General features: G+C 62.5%; 19 protein-coding genes. 4 read left to right on the top strand and 15 right to left on the bottom strand.

What is annotated here, in order from left to right:
- Nucleotides 1-485: 485 nt before the first annotated feature.
- A complete protein-coding gene (locus tag J2129_RS06955) occupies nucleotides 486-944 on the bottom strand; it encodes a hypothetical protein (protein WP_209630175.1) in 459 nt (152 codons plus the stop codon).
- 2 nt (nucleotides 945-946) lie between these two features.
- A complete protein-coding gene (locus J2129_RS06950; RefSeq protein WP_245320673.1) occupies nucleotides 947-1,450 on the bottom strand; it encodes an arginine decarboxylase, pyruvoyl-dependent in 504 nt (167 codons plus the stop codon).
- Nucleotides 1,451-1,818: 368 nt separating this feature from the next.
- Between J2129_RS06950 and J2129_RS06945 the strand changes: the two genes are divergently transcribed.
- On the top strand, nucleotides 1,819-2,394 hold the full coding sequence (locus J2129_RS06945; protein ID WP_209630173.1) for a hypothetical protein: 576 nt from the start codon (nucleotides 1,819-1,821) through the stop codon (nucleotides 2,392-2,394).
- Nucleotides 2,395-3,390: 996 nt separating this feature from the next.
- On the opposite strand, the gene J2129_RS06940 is transcribed toward J2129_RS06945, so the two are convergent.
- From J2129_RS06940 to J2129_RS06930, 3 genes are read right to left on the bottom strand one after another with little or no spacing between them, the layout of a single operon-like run.
- Nucleotides 3,391-3,537: a YHS domain-containing protein gene (locus J2129_RS06940; protein ID WP_209630172.1), complete on the bottom strand. Its 147-nt coding sequence runs from the start codon at nucleotides 3,535-3,537 to the stop codon at nucleotides 3,391-3,393.
- Entirely contained in the window at nucleotides 3,537-5,990 is a 2,454-nt protein-coding gene (locus J2129_RS06935; RefSeq protein ID WP_209630171.1) for a heavy metal translocating P-type ATPase, read from the bottom strand. Before J2129_RS06935 ends, J2129_RS06940 begins: the two co-directional genes overlap by 1 nt.
- Nucleotides 5,991-6,016: 26 nt before the next feature.
- Complete coding sequence (locus J2129_RS06930) at nucleotides 6,017-6,685, bottom strand: endonuclease V (RefSeq protein WP_209630170.1); 669 nt, start codon at nucleotides 6,683-6,685, stop codon at nucleotides 6,017-6,019.
- 59 nt (nucleotides 6,686-6,744) lie between these two features.
- Between J2129_RS06930 and msrA the strand changes: the two genes are divergently transcribed.
- Entirely contained in the window at nucleotides 6,745-7,224 is a 480-nt protein-coding gene (gene msrA / locus J2129_RS06925; protein ID WP_209630169.1) for a peptide-methionine (S)-S-oxide reductase MsrA, read from the top strand.
- On the opposite strand, the gene J2129_RS06920 is transcribed toward msrA, so the two are convergent.
- Nucleotides 7,217-7,774 carry a manganese efflux pump MntP family protein gene (locus J2129_RS06920; protein ID WP_209630168.1) on the bottom strand — a complete coding sequence of 186 codons (558 nt, stop codon included), beginning with the start codon at nucleotides 7,772-7,774 and terminating at the stop codon, nucleotides 7,217-7,219. The two genes, msrA and J2129_RS06920, sit on opposite strands and share 8 nt — an antisense overlap.
- 83 nt (nucleotides 7,775-7,857) lie before the next feature.
- Here J2129_RS06920 and J2129_RS06915 point away from each other — a divergent pair, with 83 nt between their 5' ends.
- Nucleotides 7,858-8,556, top strand: coding sequence for a tetratricopeptide repeat protein (locus J2129_RS06915; protein WP_209630167.1), 699 nt, complete (start codon nucleotides 7,858-7,860; stop codon nucleotides 8,554-8,556).
- Between the two features lie 5 nt (nucleotides 8,557-8,561).
- Here J2129_RS06915 and J2129_RS06910 read toward each other — a convergent pair whose 3' ends face one another.
- The 3 genes from J2129_RS06910 to J2129_RS06900 all read right to left on the bottom strand — a co-directional run bounded on the left by J2129_RS06910 (nucleotide 8,562) and on the right by J2129_RS06900 (nucleotide 12,242).
- Nucleotides 8,562-9,533 (bottom strand): hypothetical protein, encoded by a 972-nt coding sequence (locus J2129_RS06910; RefSeq protein ID WP_209630166.1) that lies wholly within the window; start codon nucleotides 9,531-9,533, stop codon nucleotides 8,562-8,564.
- Entirely contained in the window at nucleotides 9,514-10,623 is a 1,110-nt protein-coding gene (locus J2129_RS06905) for a DUF362 domain-containing protein (protein ID WP_209630165.1), read from the bottom strand. The genes J2129_RS06910 and J2129_RS06905 overlap by 20 nt, the downstream gene beginning before the upstream one ends.
- An 803-nt stretch (nucleotides 10,624-11,426) precedes the next feature.
- Nucleotides 11,427-12,242, bottom strand: coding sequence for a helix-turn-helix domain-containing protein (locus J2129_RS06900; protein ID WP_209630164.1), 816 nt, complete (start codon nucleotides 12,240-12,242; stop codon nucleotides 11,427-11,429).
- Between the two features lie 37 nt (nucleotides 12,243-12,279).
- Here J2129_RS06900 and J2129_RS06895 point away from each other — a divergent pair, with 37 nt between their 5' ends.
- On the top strand, nucleotides 12,280-12,606 hold the full coding sequence (locus J2129_RS06895; RefSeq protein ID WP_209630163.1) for a multidrug efflux SMR transporter: 327 nt from the start codon (nucleotides 12,280-12,282) through the stop codon (nucleotides 12,604-12,606).
- A 1,001-nt stretch (nucleotides 12,607-13,607) separates the two neighbouring features.
- Here the strand turns inward: J2129_RS06895 and J2129_RS06890 are convergent.
- The 6 genes from J2129_RS06890 to J2129_RS06865 all read right to left on the bottom strand — a co-directional run bounded on the left by J2129_RS06890 (nucleotide 13,608) and on the right by J2129_RS06865 (nucleotide 20,599).
- Nucleotides 13,608-14,351, bottom strand: a complete 744-nt coding sequence (locus J2129_RS06890) for an MIP/aquaporin family protein (protein WP_209630162.1) — start codon at nucleotides 14,349-14,351, stop codon at nucleotides 13,608-13,610.
- A gap of 6 nt (nucleotides 14,352-14,357) precedes the next feature.
- Nucleotides 14,358-14,564 (bottom strand): DUF2180 family protein, encoded by a 207-nt coding sequence (locus J2129_RS06885; protein WP_209630161.1) that lies wholly within the window; start codon nucleotides 14,562-14,564, stop codon nucleotides 14,358-14,360.
- A 27-nt stretch (nucleotides 14,565-14,591) separates the two neighbouring features.
- On the bottom strand, nucleotides 14,592-16,091 hold the full coding sequence (locus tag J2129_RS06880; RefSeq protein WP_209630160.1) for a DUF2193 domain-containing protein: 1,500 nt from the start codon (nucleotides 16,089-16,091) through the stop codon (nucleotides 14,592-14,594).
- Nucleotides 16,092-17,210: 1,119 nt separating this feature from the next.
- Nucleotides 17,211-17,726, bottom strand: a complete 516-nt coding sequence (locus J2129_RS06875; protein WP_209630159.1) for a ferritin — start codon at nucleotides 17,724-17,726, stop codon at nucleotides 17,211-17,213.
- 378 nt (nucleotides 17,727-18,104) lie between these two features.
- Entirely contained in the window at nucleotides 18,105-18,947 is an 843-nt protein-coding gene (locus J2129_RS06870) for a thiamine pyrophosphate-dependent enzyme (RefSeq protein WP_209630158.1), read from the bottom strand.
- Nucleotides 18,944-20,599 (bottom strand): 2-oxoacid:acceptor oxidoreductase subunit alpha, encoded by a 1,656-nt coding sequence (locus J2129_RS06865; RefSeq protein WP_209630157.1) that lies wholly within the window; start codon nucleotides 20,597-20,599, stop codon nucleotides 18,944-18,946. The genes J2129_RS06870 and J2129_RS06865 overlap by 4 nt, the downstream gene beginning before the upstream one ends.
- Nucleotides 20,600-20,974: the final 375 nt, after the last annotated feature.

Raw genomic sequence — 20,974 nt, 5'->3', positions numbered from 1 at the left:
CACCTCCCTCCATCCCCACTCCGGGGGCTCTGCCCCCGGACCCCTGGGATAGCGATAGAGCTGGGAAGGCAGAGAAAAAAACCATGAAGACGGGATGGAATCCCTCGCCAATCTTCATCGGCGGGGGTTCGGGGGGCGCAACCAACCCCCCGCCAGAGAGACCCATCCAGAGGGTTTTTACAAACCTGGAATTTGGGCCCTGTAGATACTCACTAATTCTCGTTGCGAGCGCGATTCACCCGTCTTCCCATCTATCTCTTTGGCCGGGGACGAGTGCCGCCCGCACCCCCCAGGATGAAGATAGGACCGGGAAGGCAGAATCAACAGCCGTGTGGAGGGAATTGCCGTCCTCTGCCTCTCCTCATGCGGGGGTTTGGGGGGCGGCATGCCCCCGTCGAAGAGCACCATCAAGAGAATTTCTACAGGACCGAAAAAAGGAGAGTTCTGATCCAGGGTGAAAACTCCCTGGATCGTGTGGAATATGTTCACTGAGAACAGGTGGGACAGCGGTAGATGACAGAGTCTATCGGCTTCTCCGCGTCCCACCTGAAGATCTTTTTCCCGCCTTTGAAGAAGAGGCGGCTACAGTCTGCACAGCGCTTTGGTATGACCCGTTCCCTGAGGGTGTATGGCACCTCGATCTCGAAGGAGAGTTTCTCCCCTTCGTTCCCGGTTCCCCTCTTCTCTTCGTACTTCTCAATGACCTCCATGACCTGGAAGGGGTTGGCGCCGAGGTCGTCGAGTCTTTTGAAGAGGAAGTAGTGGCAGATAAGCCAGGAGAGATCTGAGCGGTCGAGGTCGTCACCGATCTCAAGGCACTCGTCGTCCATATCCTCCAGCGGAGAACCACAGAGCGGGCACTTCCCGCCGACCAACTCCTCGAGGTAGACCTCCTCGTTGCAGAACGGGCAGACCGTGTGGTGGGCGCGTGTGCGTGATGTCATCTCTACTCCATGAGAAAGACGGTGGCTGCGAGTACCGTAGTCCAGGAGCCTTCTTCATCGACGACGGCACTCTCGGTAATGTTCAGGGTTTCTTCCGGGGTCTTGTCGGTGATGCTGTTATACATTCTGTAGGCAAGGCGCTCGGCATAGTCGCCGGTCTTTTCCTTGGTGTCGCCGAAGGCGTGGTGCTCGGCGAAATATCCCCACTGGTGTTCCATGTCTTCAGGGATTGCCACGCCGACAGAGGCCGAGATCCTCCGGTGTGGTTCGTTGGAGGCGATCCGTGACATGACGGTGAAGACCACGCTTCCTGGTTCAAGGTCGGCGAGCCCTTCACGGCGCGAGATGATCTGGCACTTGGGCGGCAGGATTGAACTCACCGTTACCAGATTGTAGCACTCGATCTTCGCTGCTCGCAACGCCATCTCAAAGGACCCGAGATATTCGGAGTCCCGCCCCACGCCGCAGGTGAAAAATACCCGTTTCGGCACAAATGTTCTGGTCAATCCATCGCTCACCTGTAAAATTAATTGCGTCTCTATTTGAGACCCGCCTCTACTTAAAAGTATATTTCTTTGCAGAATATTTTCGAGATTTCGTGATATTGTCCGGCGCTGCGGATTCTCCTGGTGTTCTGGTCGGTGATTGGTTTCTTCCAGGTGATCGGATGGTGGTGTCGTCGTGATATGCTGTCTAGCTGGGGGATCAGTCGGGATTATCATCTGGAGTTCTGTTCGGGAGATGATCTCCTCTTTTGGAGGTCAGAATACGTTGTATCTTTTTCAGAGGCTCTTGTTTATCCGTGGAGCGGCCTGTAGAGGAAGTGGTCAGAGATCACATATAGACGGGTCGCAGATCGGGATCAGGGATACTGATGGCACGTCAAATCACGATCCTGTTCCTGTTCCTCCTGGTTCTCATCGTGCTTCTGCTCTCCTCGGGGTGCACCACGACCCCGCCACCTGAAGTGGTGCCGGTGAACGAGACGCCAACGCTCCCGGTCCTTCACCACGGTGAGATCGCGATCGATCTCTCTGAGATCGAGATCAAAGACCCTGAACTCTTCACCGCAAATCTTACGTCAACGATCTCGACGGTTCTCACGGACAGGCGCGCCACGCTTCTCCTCGATCACGGGTGGAATATCACCTCGGTAAGGCAGGAGTTCGACGAAGAAGTTCTTGACCACCCATATGTGGAGGTCGAATTCATGAAAAATGACCTTTCGTTCTATTTCTGGGTTGACATGGAGGAGGAGAAAGTATTCAGAGGATATTGTGGGGCGGAAGGATGGATATCATCCAAAGATCCCCTCCCAAAAGACTATCATCAGGCACTTGACAAGCATACGAGGCGATGGTATGTCTTTGATGACCGAAACGGGATTCTCAGAGGTGAGGTTATGATCTATGACGGCGACACGATCTACTATCTTGACCCTGAATTCTGATGATGTCGTATTCAGTATATCCAACAGGAGGGATGGAGGTTTTCAGTCGGGAAATGGGGTTCTGAGAATGGAAACACCCCATTCTCACCTCCCCGCCGCCCATCTTCGGGTCTTCCCCACCCCTGAATCACGGCAATTTCCGTGCAGCCACGAGGCACGCAGGTCCTTTTATCGGGTCGGGGGGGTGGGGGACATCACTCTCACTCATACGGGGCAACAGGAGCCGGGGAGGGTCCATGATAATGCCTGGGTTCTGTGGACTGAGGCCTATATGCTCGATCCAGAGATCTCTCTGATCTGGGCCGGGGTCAGGGGTCCAGATCCAGGAATGGAGGATGATATGAGCGTATTTTCGTGGGGGCGAGGGTCGGTCTGGTGAGTGGGGTGCGTATTTGTTCTATGGGTTCTAAATGGATATTCTGGGTTTGTAGAAATTCTCACCGATGCTGGATTTGAACGTGATTCAAATGCCTTCCTGCCGTCTTTCGCCGGGGGCGAGTGCCGTCCTGACCCCCAGGATGAAATTGAGCCGGGAAGGCATATTCAAAATCCCTGAAGGGGGATTGCCGTCCTCTGTCTATCTTGGTGCGGGGGGTTTGGGGGGCGGCACGCCCCCCCACCAGAGAGAGATCCAGAGGATTTACCATGAAAATGATCCAGAAGATCCTCTCTTCAAGTTTACATGAGATTTTGAACTCGTCATATCACGTTGAAGCCAATACACAGAGGATAGAAAATTCTTCTCATGGATCGGCCGCCCCCATCGACGAGATTTCCCTGCCATCTCGCGCCGGGGGGAAACCCCCCGGACCCCCCACGACGAAGATAGGTGGGGGCGGCGATGGAACGAAGTCTCCACCAGTTCTCCTGTCTTGAAAAGAGAGAGAGCAAGTGACGAGAAATTTTCATCCCGTATGCTTGAGCCCAGGGCTCATGCCCGATTCTACAGAGTCGAAAAAAGGTCGTTCCCCCCCGACCTCTCATTCTTTCAGATATTTATTCTTTCAGATATTTCTCAGGCTCCGCCTCAAACGCCTTCTTGCACCCTGGAGCGCAGAAGTAGTAGGTCTTTCCCCTGTACTCGGTGGTGTGTTTCGCCGTCGCCGGGTCGACTTCCATCTTGCAGACCGGATCGATCTCCATCAGACTTCCCCTGGCTCTCCCCTCTTCGCTTCCGGTATATATCCTTTCAGGAGGAGCGAGAGGGTGACGACCGTGACCGAACTGGCGGCCATGGCGAGGCCCGCGAACTCGGGCCTGAAGACGATCCCGAAGGAGGGGTAGAGCACCCCCGCGGCCACCGGGATGAGGGCGGCGTTGTAGGCGAAGGCCCAGAAGAGGTTGAGTTTCACCCGGCCGATGGTCTTTCTCGCGAGTTGCACTGCGGCCGGGACGTCGGTGAGGTCGTCCCTGACCAGGACGACGTCGCCGCTCTCGATGGCCACGTCGGTCCCGCCGCCGATGGCGATCCCGAGGTCGGCCTGGGCCAGGGCCGGGGCGTCGTTGATCCCGTCCCCGACAAAGGCAACATGCCCCCCCTTCTCCTGGAGCGCCCGCACCTCGGCCACCTTCTCGTCGGGGAGCACCCCGGCCAGGACGCGGTCAATCCCGACCTGGTCGGCGACGGCCCTGGCCGTGCGCGGGTTGTCCCCGGTGACCATCACGGCCGGGAGCCCCATCTCTTTCAGGGCCTCGACCGCCCTCATCGCCGTCGGTTTGAGGGTGTCGGCGACGGCGACCACCCCGACGACCTCGCCGTCGGCCGCGAGGTACGAGACAGTCTTGCCCTCGGCTTCATACCGTTCACCCACTTCCGCGGCCCGGCCCGCCAGCACGGCCCCCTCGTCCGCGAGGAGGGCGCGGTTGCCGAGAACTACCCGCCGCCCGCCGACCGCGGCGACGATCCCCTTGCCGCGTACCGTCTCGACGCCCGTGCTCTCAGGGCGTGCGACCCCCTCATCTTCTGCCCGGCGCACGATCGCGGCGGCCACCGGGTGCTGCGAGTTCTGTTCGATGCCGGCGGCGAGGGCAAGCACCTCCACCTCGTCCTCGCCGATCCCCACCACGTCGGTTACGGCCGGCGTCCCCCTGGTGAGGGTGCCGGTCTTGTCGAAGGCGACGACGTCCAGGCCCTCGGCCACCTCCAGTGCCTCGCCGCTCTTGATCAGGATCCCGAGTTCTGCCCCGCGCCCGACCCCGACGGTGATCGCCGTCGGCGTGGCAAGTCCGAGGGCGCAGGGGCAGGCGACGACCAGGACGGCGATGAGCGTGGAGAGGGCGAAGATGAGCGGGGCGTCCAGGACAAAATACCAGATCAGGAAGGATGCCGTAGCGATGGCAAGGACTGTCGGGATAAAGTAGGTGACCGCGGTGTCGGCGATCCGCTGGACCGGCGGCCTCGTCCCCTGCGCTTCCTCGACAAGCCTGATGATCTGGGCCAGGACGGTGTCTCTCCCGACCCGCGTCGCCCTCACCTCCAGCACCCCGTCGCCGTTGACCGTCCCGCCGACGACACTTTTGCCAGGCCCTTTCCCGACAGGGACCGGCTCTCCGGTGACCATCGACTCGTCCACATAACTCTCCCCCCGCCTCACCTCGCCGTCGACCGGGACCTGGGCGCCTGGCAGGACCAGCACCACGTCTCCAGGCGTCACTTCGTCGATAGGCCGCTCCACCCGCCCGCCGTCGACGAGCACGGTGGCGGTCTTTGGCCTGAGACGGACGAGGGCGGCGATCGCCTCGCCGGTCCGTCCCTTCGCCCTGGCCTCCAGGTACCGCCCCAGGGTGAGGAAGGTGGCGAGCATCACCGCCGTCTCATAGAAGAGAAAATCGGTGGTGAGCACGACCCCGAAGGTCCCCAGCACCGAGGCGCCGAAGGCGACGCCGATGCCCATCGAGTACATCACGTCCATGTTCAGGGTCCGGTTCTTCAGGGCCCGCCAGGCCCCAAGGAAGATCGGCCATGAGAGGTAGAGGAACGGGGGAGTGGCGACAACCAGGAGGACGTAGGGCATCGCCACCGGGAGGGGCGGTGCAACAAACATCAGCGCCATCAGGGCCGCCGAGGCGACGGCACCGACGACGGTCCGCCTGAGTCGGTCCTTGAGGTCGGCCTCCCGCGCGGTGCGCTCGATCTCGCCGGTCTCCTCGCCTTCCATCCCGAGGTACCGGTACCCGGCGCCCTCGATCGCCGCTCTCATCTCAGCGACGCCGACGACTGCGGGGTTGTAGGTGACATAGGCCCGCTCGGCCCCGAGGTTCACCATGGCGGTGTGGACGCCAGGAAGCGCCTGCAATGCTGTCTCGACCGTCTTCACGCAGGTGGCGCACATCATCCCGCCGACCTTGAGGGTGGCCCTTCCGGTGACGACCCCGTAGCCTGCGCCGGTCACCGCCTCCTCGATCTCGGCCGCCGAGACCAGCGAGGGGTCGTACTCCACCGAAGCCTGCTCGGCCCCGAGGTTCACCGAGGCGCCGCGGACTCCCTTCGTCCCTTGAAGGGCCTTCTCGATGGTGACGGCGCAGGTGGCGCAGTGCATCCCGGTCACCTTCATGGTCTCGGTGCGGGTCTTCTCTTTCTTCTCCACCCTCTCCATGGCTCCCCCTATACCCTGCCCTGATATCAACGCTTGGTTTCGCCCGCCCTGGCCGCGGAGGCGCAGCGGTGGGCGGCCCTGAGGGGTTCTGGTCGCCGGTATTCCCTGCTCATGGCAAGGACCAGGTCGACCGCCGCGGCATGACCGACGAGGTGGCCAGGGGAGACGTAGACCGGGCGGACACCGCTCCTGGTCCGCACCGCCCACCCGACCACCTCGCCCTCAAAGAACACCGGGGTGGCGTCGTTCCTCTCTTGACCTGGTGCTCGGGCCTCGCCGACGAGGAGACGGTCGGCGACGCCGATGGAGGGGAGGCCGAGGAGGACGCCGAGGTGCGAGGCGATCCCGCACCGGCGCGGGTGGGCGATGCCGTGGCCGTGGACGAGGATGAGGTCGGGGGGCCGGTCCAGCGCTTCGAGGGCGGCACAGAGGGCCGGGCCTTCCCTGAAGGCAAAGAGCCCTGGGATGTACGGGAACCGCACCTCGCACGCGGCCCATGCCTTGTCTATCTGCTCCAGGCCGGGAAATGAGAAGAGGACGGCGGCGCCGTAGACCCTCGCCCCGTCCCGAGAGTATGCGGCATCGAGCCCGGCGACCAGGGCCGGGGCCGGTGCACCTCTGGCGACGATATGATCGCGGAGGCGTGCCTGGAGGGCGAGGGCCGCGTCGGGGTCGTCTGGCCAGAGCGGGTGCATGAGGAGAGGTGGCGCCCCCTCCCCATAAGGGCTATCACCCCTCGTGCAGAGGAGGGGGCATGAGCCTGAAGCGAGCATACTTCGCGGCCGGGTGTTTCTGGGGAGTCGAGGAAGCATTTCGGGAGGTGGTCGGCGTCTTCGAGACGGCGGTCGGGTATATGGGAGGGACCGCCGACCATCCCACCTATGGCCAGGTCTGCACCGGGAAGACCGGACATGCCGAGACGGTGGAGGTGGTCTACGACCCCGGGAAGGTCACCTATGCCGCCCTCCTCAGTCACTTCTGGACGCTCCACGACCCGACGACCCCTGACCGCCAGGGGCCAGACGTCGGGAGTCAGTACCGCTCGGCGATCTTTTTCACCGATGAGGGAGAGCGGGACCTCGCCCTTGCAGAAAAAGAGAGACTCGACCGGTCAGGGAAATACCGGCGCCCGGTCGTCACCAAGATCGTGCCCGCCGGACGGTTCTGGCGGGCCGAAGAGTATCACCAGCACTATTTCGAGAAGATGCGCCGGCGTGTCAGGCCGGTCAGATGAAGAGGTGCTCGAAGAGGATCCGCACCCCGATGAAGATCAGCACCGCCCCGCCGATGACCTCGGCCCGTTCGCGGTGCTTCCCACCAAAGACTCCGCCGCACCAGAACCCGACGAGCGAGAGGACGGCGCTCACGATCCCGATGATCGCCGCCGGCACCAGGACGGCCGACCCGAGGACGGCGAAGGAGAGCCCGACGGCCAGGGCGTCGATGGAGGTGGCGACCCCCAGGGTCAGGAGGACGAGCGGCTTCTCGAAGGCGACCGGTTCGCCTTCTTCTCCTTTCAGGCCTTCGTAGACCATCTTTCCGCCGATGAAGAGGAGGAGGAAGAAGGCGACCCAGTGGTCGATCCAGCCGATGAACCCGGCGAGGGCCGACCCGGCGTACCACCCGAGGATGGTCATCCCGGTCTGGAACCCGCCGAAGATGAGGGCGAGGGTGAGGGCGGTCCTGAACCTGCCTTCCCTGACCGAGACGCCGCCTGCGACCGAGACTGCGGTGGCGTCCATGGCCAGACCGACCGCGATGAGGAATACAGTGGGGAGGTCCATTGCCTCTCAGGGTAGGAGGCGTGGGGTGATGAACCCCTCGTTCCACCGTAGATTTTATCTGGGGACGCACCGATCCCGGCCTCATGCAGCAACTGGTGGAGAGTCCGGCGCGGCTGGTCGCAGACGGAAACGCCTGTTTGGAGAAGGGGGACTATGCCGGGGCGCTGGAGAGATTTGACGCCGCCCTGAGGGAAGAGCCCGGCCACCCTGGTGCGCTGTACCGGAAGGGACTGGTCCTGACCGAGACCGGGCGGATCGATGAGGGGATTGCATGCTTCGATCAGGCACTTGCCGTCAACCCCGACCTCCCTGAGGTCTGGCTGCGGCGGGGGATGGCCCTCTATTATGTGGACGAGTTCTGGGAGGCGGCAGAGAGTGCCCGCCGGGCGGTGGCGGTCGACCCCGACTATGCCTATGCCTGGTACATCCTCGGCCGGTCCCTCAAGGCGGTGGGCCACCTGCACAGCGCCCTTGCCGCCTATGACCGGGCCGCCGAGATCGAGCCTGAGAACCAGGCGGTCTGGTTCATGCGGGGGATTGTCCTCGCCCTGATGGAGCGACACGAGGAGGCGGTCAGGAACTTCGACCGGGCCATTGAACTTGACCCGACCGACCTGGACGCCCGCAAGAACGTGGCATGGTCCCTGTACCGTCTGGGAAGGTATGAAGAGGCGCGTGAGGCCTGCGACGCCGTCCTGGAGGTCTGCCCTGAGCATGGTCAGGTGGTGTACCTGAGGGGCCTGGCGGTGCGGGCCCTGGCTGGCGAACCTCCTGTCGAATAAGGGGGTCAGAGCCGCACGATGGCGCCGGGATCGAAGTAGCCTGTAAAATCGTCGAAGCGTTCGATATACTCGACGATCAGCCCGGTCAGTCCTGACCTCGCGGCCATCATCTGCCTGACGCCGGCGGCCGGCGATCCAGAGAGCGGGAGGGCGAACCCGATGCCGTCCTCTTCCATCCCGGCCGCGACGCCCGCGACGCCGTGGGTCGCAAGGGCCAGGTGGTGGACGCCGGGGCCGAAACGGGCGAGGAAGGGGTCGGTCGCGCCGGGTGTGGTCCCTGAAACAAAGTTGAGGGCAAAGTCTGCCTCTTTCACCCGCACCACGCTGTTGACCGAGCGGAAACGGCCGACATACTCCGAACCCTCATAGACCCCGCCGGTGAGGTGGAGGCACTCGAGCACCGCCGCCGCCCGGTCGCGGGGGTCGAGGCGGATGGCCAGGTGGTCGGGGCACCTGGCGGCCGCGAGGTAGGGGCGGTCAGGGACATGGAGCGAGAGGGGGACCTCCCGTCCTTCGGGGTCAGGGGTGCCGTCGGTGGTGAAGAGATAACGCACTCCGGTGAGGGCAGGGCGCCCGGCCTCGACGGTCCCGGCACCGGCCTGGCGGTGAGGGATCGCCGCGGCCGCACATGCCCTGGTGAAGGCGGGGAGGTCGCGCACCCTGAACGCCACCGCCGCACACCCGGTCCCCTTCCTGATCGTTCGCTCCTCCCTGACCAGGATGGGCGGACATCTCGGACACTCCAGGACGATCGTGAGGAGGGCGTCGGCCTCAGTCGCCTGTGCAGGGCGGTACCTGGAGAGCCCGACGACCTCGCCTGCCACCGCCGCCCCTTCTCCAGGCCCGGCCCTGAGGACGAAGTAGGCGAGGGCGGTCACCCCTGGCGTTCCAGAGATCCCGGCGGCCGCCGCCGCAAGCCCGGCCTCCTCCTCCCTGAGGGTGGCGAAGTCTGGCCCTTCAGATGGTGATGAGTTCATAGTCGGCAGTGCCAAGACCGATCTCTTCGCCGTAGCGCACCTGGCACATCCCGTCGGTGTACGGGGCGACGCCCTTGAACTTGTCCTCGCCTGGTGCATAGTTGCCGAGAAGGCGGCTTTCCCTGATCCCTGGCCTCGCATTGACCAGGTCGAAACTTGCGGCATCGATGGCGACCGGGTCGGTGGAGGCCAGGATCCCGATGTCGGGAACGATCCGCGAGTCGCTCCATGGGCAGCAGTCGCAGTCAGGGGTGATGTCCACGAGGAAGTTGAGGTAGCCGACCTTCCCCTCCTTCTCCTGCACGGCGCCGAGGGCGTACTCGGTCATCATCTCCATGAAGGGCACCAGCCCGTTTTCCCAGTCAAAGTCGAGCGCTCCGGTCGGGCAGACGGTCATGCACTCGCCGCACCCGATGCACCGGGTCGAGACCACCTCCACCGTCTCGTCCCCCGCTTCGAGGGCGCCCTTCGGGCAGGCATTGACGCAGGCCCAGCACCCCTCGCAGGCGTCCTCGTCCACGACCGGGCAGAGCCCCTGGTGCTGCGCCATCTTCCCGGCGGCCGGGGCGCACCCCATCGCGAGGTTCTTGATCGCCCCCCCGAACCCTGCCATCCCATGCCCCTTCACATGGGAGAGGACGACCATGCTCTCGGCGTCCAGGATGTCGCCGGCGATCTTCACCTGCTCGAAATAGTTCTTCCTGATCTCGACCTCCCGCCAGTTCCCTGACCTGAGACCGTCGGCGATGACCAGCGGCGCCCCGGTCACCTCATACCCGAACCCGTGGCGGAGGGCGGTGGTGAGGTGGTCGACGGTGTTCTCCCGCATCCCCGAGTACAGGGTGTTGGTGTCGGTGAGGAAGGGGTTGCCCCCGGCCGATCGCACCCGGTCGACCACCTCCCGCACCCAGACCGGGCTGATATGGGTGTCATTGCCCCACTCCCCGAAGTGGAGTTTGATCGCCGTCAGGTCGCCGTCGCCGATGCACGAGGCGATCCCCGCGGCGTCGAAGAGCCGCCTGATCTTGTCGAGGGTGTTCTCACGCCGCGGGCCGATCCCGGCCTCTGCAAAGTAGACCCTGGCTGTCATAGTACCCTGTCTATCAGTTGCTTCAGGAAAAAAGATGGTGGCCGGGGTGTGGAGAGGCTTTCATTTTTTTGGACTCTGTAGAATTGAGCATACGCTTTGGGCTCAGGCATACGTGATGAAAATTTCTCGTTGCTTGATCGCTCTTTTTCAAGAGAGGAGAATCGGCGGAGATCGTGTTCCATGGCCGCGCCCACCTATCTTCGTCGTGGGGGGTCCGGGGGGTTTCCCGCCGGCGCGAGATGGCAAGGAAATCTCGACGATTGAGGGCGGCCGATTCATCTGAAGAATTTTCTATCCTCTGCGTATCGGCATCAAATGGATATGGCGAGTTCAAACTCTCATGTAAACCTGAAGAGATGATCGTCTGGATTATTTCATGGTAATTTTGCATGAACCTCTGGCTCAAGCATACGGGATGAAAATTTCTCGTCACGTGCTCTCTCTCTCTCTCTTTTCAAGAGAAGAGAATAGGTGTGGATCCTATTCCATCGCCGCCCCAACCTATCTTCGTCCGTGGGGGTCCGGGGGTGAAACCCCCGGCGCGAGATGGCGGTGAGGATCCTGTGATGGGGGGCGACACGTCTGATCATCACGCCTTCCCACACCACCATGCCGGGGGCGCTGCCCCCGGACCCCCGGGATTGCGATTGGGACGGGAAGGCGGAGAGATGGCCATGAAGAGGGGGTTGCAATCCGCCACCTATCTCCGTGTGGGGGGTTCGGGGGGCGCCCTGCCCCCCGGCGAAGAGAACCGTCAAGATGATTCTCCAGAGCACCCCAACAGGGCCGGTGTCCATGTTTTCTCATCTCTCTTCTTCTGCGTTCAACATCTCGATGACCTCGCCCATGAGCAACCTGACCATGGCCGGGGTTGTGCTGGTGACCGCCTCGCGTCGCTCCCTGATCCGCATCACCGAGATCCACTCCTGTCGGTCGATGACGAGGGTAAGGTCGCCCTTGACGGTGAATTCGTCTGCGGTGTAGTCTGTGACATAATTCTCGATGATCTTCTGGTGCGCCTCCGGGACCTCATGGATGGGGAGCCTCATGCCGGTGAATTTCCGCCGGTCGTCCACGATGACGGAGAGGTCACAGCGTTTCGCTGCTTCTTTGAGGACGCTCGTGAACTGGCGGAGATATTCCGGGTATGCGGAGAGGACGATGATCTCGTGCTCGGCATGGCCGATCATCTGCCTGACCCGGTTTTTGATCGCCCACTCGGAGTGGAGGGACCAGATCAGGGACCGGTGCGGGTACTCGGAGCCGATCCTCTTCAGGGCGTCGACGGCCTGGTTGAGGTTCCGGTTGAAATCGTCCCTGATGGCACCGAGGACTTCTTCCGGCGCGACGGCCGCGTACCGCGTTGGGGTGCCGTGCTGGACGTCGAGGTAGCCTTTTCTGACCAGTGCGTTCAGGACGTGATAGATTTTTCCCCGCGGGACGCCGCTCAGTTCTGAGATCATCCTGGCCGTACCCTCGCCCATGCCGATGAGGGCGACGTAGGTCCGCGCCTCGTACTCGTTCCACCCGATCGCCTTCAGGCATGCTACCGGATCGTCGGTCATCACCATTCCCTGGAACCCGGAGAAGATGACTGTTTGCAACCCTGCCTGTTGCATCCATCTTATATCGCGGTGCCGCACACCAGGGATCTGCATGAACGCCTTATTCATCCTTCTCGGTGCGATCGGGATCGAGGTCTGCGCCACCACCTGCCTCAAACTCTCCGACGGGTTCACCCAACCCCTGCCGTCGCTGGGGGTGGTGGTAGGGTATGCCGCCTCGTTCTGGCTCCTCTCCCTTGTCCTGAAGGATCTGGACGTCGGTGTCACCTACGCCGTCTGGGCGGGGCTCGGCACCGCCCTCGTCGCGGTGGTCGGGATCCTCGTCTTCAAGGAATCGTTCACCTTCTTCAAGGCCGCATCGATTCTCCTCATCGTCGCCGGCGTCGTCGGGCTGAACATGGGCGGGGGCGTCCACTGAGGGGCTGGCAGATAATAGAGGGTTTTTTTTGGCTTTGGGCTCTGTAGAAATCCTCACGGTGGCCATCTCTGCGGGGGGGCAGCACGGCCCCGGGATCCGCGTCACGATAGGACGGGGACGGCAGAACCCTCGTTATGGTCATCCATGCGTGCCTTCCCCCGTCACTCGCGCCGGGGGTGAGTGCCGCCCGGACCCCAGGGATGAAGATAGGCACGGGAAGGCAGAGGGCTGATCCTTCTGGAGGAATTTCTATTCTCTGCGTACTGGTCTCAATGAGATTTCGTGAGTTCAAATCGTCATGTAAATCAAGAGGCCCGGCATTCGGGATATTTTCATAGAGCATATCCCAAAACTCTCTGGAGGTGACCATCTCCTCAAACCGAAACGCATCTTTCGAGAAATTCTAAACTCTCTCCTCCACCCCCGGGCTGACCGCTCCCCGACCCCCCGCGGATGAAGAGTGGTGAAGGATTGCGTCCCGTTTTTATGGTTCTGTTCTCTGCCTTCCCGATCCTCTCGTCATCCCGGGGGTCTGGGGGAGGCGCCCCCAGCGCAGGCGTATAGGAAGGCGGTGAATCGCACACGGCCTCCACCGGTTCTTCAGTCTTGAAAAGAGAGAGAAAGCACGCGAAAAGAAATATTCATCCCATATACGTGGGGAATGCGTTCGCTTCAGAAGTTATTCTACAAAGTCGGGGATCAAACATTTCCTTAAGCCCCAGATGCGATCGTGTGGGGAATCGTGCGAGGAAGGCACGCCGGTCAGACCCTCCCCCTGCCGGACCATTCAGCCTGCACGAGGAGAGACTGAACTCAGAGATCTCAAAGAAAAGAGGGGGAGGGACGGTGGTGCTGGTGCGTGTCCCCCCCCCTGTGCCCTCCCTATAGGGAGAGGAGAGCGCGACCCTTCTCCGCCCCCTCTCTCTCTCCTGGGTGACGCGCATATGAGATGTATGAGATAGTCTGCTCATGTCATGGCCGACGTTCCTGGGCCTCGTCTTTCAGTCCTCCGCAGCGACCCACTGATACAGGAACGCCGCGACGACCGCCCCGAGGATGGGTCCGATGACGTAGATGGGGAAGAACCCCCAGAGGTTGGTGCCGCCGATGAGCCAGTCGCCGAAGTACGGCCCGAAGGTACGGGCCGGGTTGAGCGACGACCCGGCGATGTTCCCGGTCGTCGTGATGATCCCGGCGACGGTCAGCCCGATGACCAGACCGGCAAATCCCGTCGGGGCCTTTTTGTCCACGGCCACTCCCATGATGGCGAGCATCAGGAGGAAAGTGCCGATCGCCTCGACCAGGACCGCCTGTCCTATCGAGATGCCGGGGAAGGGCGTCGTGGCACCGAGCCCGCCGATAGTCACGGCGTCCATACCGGCGCAGGCGAAGAAGGCCAGACTGGCGATGCCGGCCCCGACGAACTGGGCGACGATATAGGCGACGCTGTCTCTTGCCGGGAACTTCCCGATGGCCCAGAGGGCGATGGTCACCGCCGGGTTGATGTGCGCCCCCGAGACCCGGCCGAAGGCGTAGATCGCCGCCGCGATGGCGATCCCGAAGGCCAGACCGATGGCAAGCCAGTCGCCCAGACCGCCGAGGGCGCCGATCCCGACGTTGAACTCGTTCGGCGCCGCGGCCCCGTGGGCGAGCATCAGGGTGACCGCCGCCGCCCCGGCCCCGAAGAAGACCAGGATGAAGGTCCCGACCAGTTCGGCGACACTCCGCTTTGCGAGTGATGCCATGGATCGTCACTCCTTCAACGCCGCCGCGCACTCCGGACAGAGGATCCTGGGGAGTTTCTTCTCGAGTTTCTGTGCAGGGAAGGGATATCCCCCTTCCCAGAGGTCGACGTCCTCCCGCACCATGTGCCCGGTGCAGAGGCCCATCCCGCAGACGATGCAGATCCCTGCGGCCTCAGTATCCTTGCCCTCCTGGGCGCAGACATAGCATTTCATGATTGCCTCACCTGACCGCGAATCGGTTCAGACCGCCTCTCTCCACTGGCAGTATTCGTGCCTGAAGTCGACCATCGAGGCCGAGGCACAGTCCTTGCAGGCCCGGACCGGGGCGGCGATCTGCTCGGGGTGGAGGGCGATGACATTGGTCATCATCGTCGCCGTCACCGGTTCGCTGGTCAGCAGGCAAGGATAGTCGGCAAGGCGCATCAGGGCCGAGAAACGCACCGTGATCGCCGAGGCCGGGTAGGCGTAGCGCTGCGGGATCATCAACACCTCGTTCTCGTGGATGGGCGAGAGGTCGACAGGGTAGCCGGCGGCGAGCGGGACGAGTTTGTCGCCGCCACCGTTGCGTTTGCGCCTGGCCGAGTCGAGAAGCCGCCATCCCCGCCAGATCATGTCCATGAAGTCGCAGTTGTGCAACTCCGCGGCCGCCCCGCGGGTCGGGTAGAGCTGGACATAGTTGTGAAAGCGTTTGGTGAGGAGGTCGACGACGACGGGAGCGTTGAAGCCGTCGAGTTCGAGGATGTACTCGGTCGCCGCCGCCGATGATCCAGTGGCCAGGGAGAGGACCTGGGACTCGCTCCTGACCTTGTCGAGGGAGGCACGCAGGCTTTTTTCCATGACGTCGGTCACCGCCTCGATCACCGCCATGACCACGTCGTCCTTGCACATGTTGTAGGTGGACTGGGCGATGTGGTGGGAGATGTCGCCGACACAGTAGGCCGGGACGGTGACGATGTTGCCGTAGTGGACCCCGGCGTCGATCGCAGCCTTCACGAAGGGTCTGATGTCCTGTTTGTACCCTTCCATGTACTTCTTCGGGTCGAAGGATGTCATCCCGGCCTTTTCCATCAGGTCGACCTGGGCATCGACCGGGTGGTCGTAGATCGCCTGGAGCTGCTCAACCTCCTTTCTGGTGGCGTCGGTCAGGGTGTCGCCGGCCTCCAGCGCGTTGGCAAAGACCTCGCCGACGCCGTAACTGGTGTTCATCCCCCATGACTTTGCCGCGAGGATCGCCTGTTTGTGGGGGGTCGGGATATCGACGGTCCTGAGGATCTGGTTGACGACGTTCGAGGTGCTGCCCGGGATGAGGGCGAAGTCCACGACGCAGGTCGGGCCGTAGAACCCGGCGTACCGGCGGGCCGACTCGCGCCCGATGATGGCCTCGGCCTTCCCGATCCCCTCGATGAAGGCTTCCAGGCTCTTCTTAAAGCCCGGGTCTTCCTCGCAGAGGATCTCAAGCACCGGGGGCGTCTGGTAGTGCTCGACAAAGGGGTCGTCCTCTGGCCTGACATAGTTGGTGAGGGCGGAGAGGCGCCCGTAATGGGCCTTGACCGACTCCACATGGAGGTCGATCACCTCCTTGCTCTGTCCTTCGGCGACCCCCATCTGCGTGACCGCATCAAGGTAGGCCTTCCCGTCCGGGACGGTGTACTTCGTCCCTCGCTTCTCTTTGATCGTCGCCACGTCGGCGCGCTGGGCCGCCATGGCTTCGTCTACCATTTTTGTATAAAGTGCGTTCATCTATTTCCCTCCAGATCTGGTATTCAGCATGCGAGCATCCGCTCTTTTGAGCGGTTTTTTTATTTCGAAGAGACTTTTGGTGTTCAAAAGTGTCGCGTGTCCGGCGGGCCGAGGAGAGAAGAACGGTATGCAGGGCCGGATGCCCCGGCTGGATGGGTGATCGATTGTGCCTCCCTGCCGCCCGTGCAGGGTTCAGGCTGGCGGTGCAGATTTTCCGGACTGGTGGTTGTCAGGCTGCTGTCACCTCCCTTAGATTGGGATCTTGTCATCCCCAAATATATAGTTATCTCACTAATCTGCGCCTGCATCTTAGATTTTATTGAATTAATATATTTAATACAATAATTATCTCAAATGCCGATGTTCTGGCTGTGTAGAATTCTTCATCAACTCCTGGTGTGAGTGTGACGTGTCTGCCTCACCCATCATACTCACCTGGGACTCTGCCCCCGACCCGGATGAAGATAGGGGGAAGGCTCGCTCAAAGAGTTATAAAAAAAGGAATTGCTGTCCTCTCTATTATCCTGGTGTGGGAGGTATGGGGGGTCGACCAGAGGGAGTTGAGATAATTTCGGCTCTGTAGAAATCCTCTTGATGATCTCTTCGACGGGGGGCTTGCCGTTCCCTGGACCCCCCGCGCGAGCGATAGGTGGAGGATGGCAATTTCCTTTTCAAGATCATTGATTACGGCTTCCCGGCCCAATCTTCATCCCAGGGGTCTGGGCGGCATTCGCCCCCCGGCACGAGGGTATGGGACGGTGTGATGATCATGGGTGCCGCCCCCAATCGCAGAACCTTCACTGCCGTCTCACGCCGGGGGGTTGCACCCCCCGGACCCCCCCACGATGAAGATATGCAGGGGGCGGCGATGAAACCGGATCTCCCAGATGCCCAATCGCGAGGAGAAGGATCCTCTTAAACTCTGTAGCGCTGCTCAGAACAATTTTCATCGCGTATGCTTGAACCCCACCTTCATGCCTGTTTCTACAGAGTCGTGCCGCCCTCTATTTCTCGATCATCTTGTAGGGTCTGAGGCGTGGCCGAGTGATCGGAAGTGAAGGTCTCTGCAGATCCCTCTGAGATCGTCTCTGGTCTGCGACGACCCAAAAAGAAAAAAGATCAGGGTGTCCCCTGTGCCGGCGGGGTGAAGGCCCTGGTGCCGAGTTCTTTGTCGAGCATGAAGAGGCCGTTGGTCTCGTCCCCGATCAACTGGAGTTTCCCGATGATTTCGGTGTCGTTGGCCTCTTCCTCGACCTGTTCGTCCACGTACCACTGAAGGAAGTTGGTGGTGGCATGGTCCTTCTCCTTCATGGCGAGGTCGACGAGGTCGTGGATCATCTGGGTCACCCGCTGTTCATGGGCATAGGTGGCCTCGAAGACCGCGAGCGGCGACTCCCACTCGTTGGGCGGGGCCTCGATCGCGAGCATGGTCGCCCGTCCACCCCGTGCGATACAATAGTCGTAGAACTTCATCGCGTGGAACTGTTCTTCCTTCACCTGGACCTGCATCCAGTTCGCAAAACCGGGGAGACCGCGGTCCGAGAACCAGGCCGACATCGAGAGGTACAGGTAGGCCGAGTAGAGTTCACGGTTGATCTGGCGGTTCAGCGCCTCAAGTATTGTGTGCGATATCATGCTCTCACCGGGTGTCTCCTGGACATGCCCGGCAATAAAGGGATCGTCTTGGTCGGTGACGGCGGGCAGGGGGGGTGATGGGAGAGCGCTCACATTTTTTCTGTGACTTGCCGCCCGGGTGGCGATTGAAGAGGGAGGCAGAGTAGTGGCGGGGTATTGTCCCTTTCTCTTCTACGGACGGTCCGTCTGCCTCTATCCTCTTGATATGGGGGTCAGGGTTTCCCCCGGACCCCCGCTCTGGGACGTTTGGCAGGGGACGGCACAGCAGAAGATGTGATTGGAAGCGGCCCCCGAACCCCCTACGGTGGCTACAGTTTGGAGACGGCAGGGCGGTGGACCCCAAATCAAGGAAGTCACCTCTTTCCCCCTCCCTCTCCCTTATCTCCTCTCCTCCAGCACCCCCCTGATCACCTCCCTGCGCCGGTGGTCTGGCAACCGTCCCATCGGCGGCCAGGCCTCGCGCTCCCGCTCGACCTCGTAGAAGACGCCAAGGGCGATAGGGGCGCCATCCGAGTAGTCCCATTCACGTGCCCGCTCTAGCGCGGCGGTCAGGTCGGCGGTGTCGTGGCCGTCGAGTTCGTAGGCCTGGTCGTGGTAGGAGGCGGTGAGGTTGTTGTAGGTGGCGCAGATCTGGAGCACCTCCACAAAGGAGAAACCCCGGTGGAGGACCGCCCGGCGCAGCACCTCCCTGAGGTGGTCGAGGCGGCGGGTGTAAGCCCTGGCCACAAAGGTCGCTCCTGAGGCGAGGGCCAGTTCGACCGGGTTGAAAGGGCGTTCTTTCGCGCCTTTGGGGGTCGAGCGTCCCCTGAACCCAGTGTACGAGGTCGGGGTGTACTGTCCGGTGGTGAGGCCGTAGACCCGGTTGTCGTGGACGACGGCCGTGATGTCGGTGTTGCGCTTGGCGGCAAAGACGAGATGGCCAAGCCCCTCGGCATAGGCGTCACCGTCGCCGGCGCAGGCCACCACGGTGAGGTCCGGGTTGGCCAGGGTGATCCCGGTCGCCACCGGCAGGGTCCGGCCATGGATGGCGTAAAAACTGTTGACCGCGAGGTAGTCGGCGATCTTGGCATGGCACCCGATCCCTGTGACGAGCACGAACTCTTCTGGCCGCCGCCCCTCGTCTGCGACGAGACCGGCAAAGACGTCCTTGAGGGCGTGCTGCACCGTGAAGTTGCCGCATCCAGGGCACCAGGTATTCTGGGCATCGGTGATCCAGGTCATGCCCCCACCCCCTTCAACTGTCGCTCAAGATCTTCCAGGAAGAAGGGGCGCCCGTCGTACTTCCCGATCACGGCGTTCACCCGGTAGCCCTCTGCCCTGACCAGTCTGGCAAGGTGCCCGTCCAGGTTCTCCTCGACGGCGACGACCTGTTCGGCCCCCCCGATCGCCGCACTGAACTGTTCGACCGGGAAGGGCGAGAGGACGACCGGCCTGACCACCCGCAGCCCCAGGTCTTTTGCTGCCTCGGTGCAGACCCCGGCGGTCGAGCCCCAGCAGAGGAGGACGGTTCCGGCCGCGGGGTCGCCGGCGGTCATGACCGAGGGGTAACTCCTGAGCACCTCGGCCATCGCCTTCTCCTTCTCGTTCCGTTTCTCGGCCATCCTGGCGACGGTCGCCCGGTCTTCGGTGGTGATCCCCCTCTCGTCGTGGGCGTACGAGTTCACCTTCACGACCGCGCCGGCCGTCCCCGGACTTGCGAGCGGCGAGACGCCGTCAGGACCGGGAGCATACCGCCGGTACCCGCCGTCCCCATCCCAGCGGACCGACGGGAGAGGCGGCCTCTCTGGTGCGCCGTGGAAAGTGTACATCCCCTCGCCGAGATTTTTGTCGGTGAGCAGGACCGCCGGGGTCTGGAACCGCCAGGCAAGGTCGAGGAGCGCCCCGGCCCAGTACCAGGCCTCTTCGAGCGTGCCCGGGGCGACGACCGGGCGCGGGAACTCACCCTGCCCGGCCGAAAGCGCAAAGAGCAGGTCGCCCTGGCCAGAATAGGTCGGGACGCCGGTGCTCGGGCCGGGCCGCTGGGCGAGGACGATCAAAACCGGGAGTTCGGCCATCCCGGCCAGGGAGAACCCTTCGGTCATCAGGCAGAACCCCCCGCCCGAGGTGCCGACTGCCACCCGCCGCCCGGCGTACGCCGCCCCCAGGGCCATCAGCATCACCCCGATCTCGTTTTCAGGGTGGACGACGCTCGTCCTGAACTCCTCCTGCCGTGCGGCCAGGAAGTGGAGGATGCCTGAGGAGGGCGTCATCGGGTAGGCGATATATCCCTCGAGCCCGGCCTCCACCAGACCGAGGGCGATGGCCTCGTTCCCGCTGATCGCCGGGAGCACCCTTATCCCCGCCGCCCTGGCCGGGAGAGGCCTGACCATCTCGGCCGCCTCGTAGCCGCGCCCGGCCACCCTGAGGTTCGCTTCCACCGCCTTTGGCACCGCACGACTGAGCACTGCCTCCACCGTCTCCCACGGGATGGCGCAGGCCTTGCAGAAGCCCCCGATCAGCCCCATGTTCCGTGTCACCGCCGGGGCGCCCTCGTCTTTCACGATCTCGTCAAGGGGAATGCCGGTCCCCTCCCCCTCCTGCACCCGCCCGGTGTCGTAGATGACCTGGCCGCCGGCACGGAGCCTTCCATGGTGGCGGCGGACCGTCTCCTGGTCCAGGGCAAGGACCAGGTCGAGCCCTTCCCGGTGGCAGTACGGCTGTTCGGCCGCCCCCCTGATCACGGCGAAGTTGTGTCCTCCTTTGATCAGGGACTGGTAGTCATAGTACATCGCGGCCCGCAGCCCGCAGCCCGCGATGAGCCGCATGACCACCGACCCTGCGATATTGATCCCCTCGCCTGCTTTCCCTCCGATGAGCACTGCGATCTCGTCCATCTCTCCCCCTCGGCGGGAAGTGCACCTGGGCCATGATATATCTTTGCCGGACCTGGCGCCTCTCGCGGGGGATGGCACGCCACCACCTGAGACTTGAGATCTAAAGCATATCCAGGAATTCTGGCTCTGTAGAAATCTTCTGGATGACTCTCTCTGACGGGGGGCGCTCACGGCCGTCCCCCGCCCCCCCCCACACCATGATGGGTCGAGGAGGACACTCCCTCTCCAGGGATTACGAATATGCCTTCCTGCCCAATCTTCATCCCGGGGGTCCGAGCAGCACTCGTCCCCGGCGAGACGAGGGGGGAGGGCGGTTGAATCATACTCGAACCAAAAGAACTGAGGGTTTACCATGAAGATGATCCTGACGATTAT

The organism is Methanofollis sp. W23, assembly GCF_017875325.1.
GTDB lineage: Archaea > Halobacteriota > Methanomicrobia > Methanomicrobiales > Methanofollaceae > Methanofollis.
This window is presented reverse-complemented; position numbering and strand designations above follow the sequence as displayed.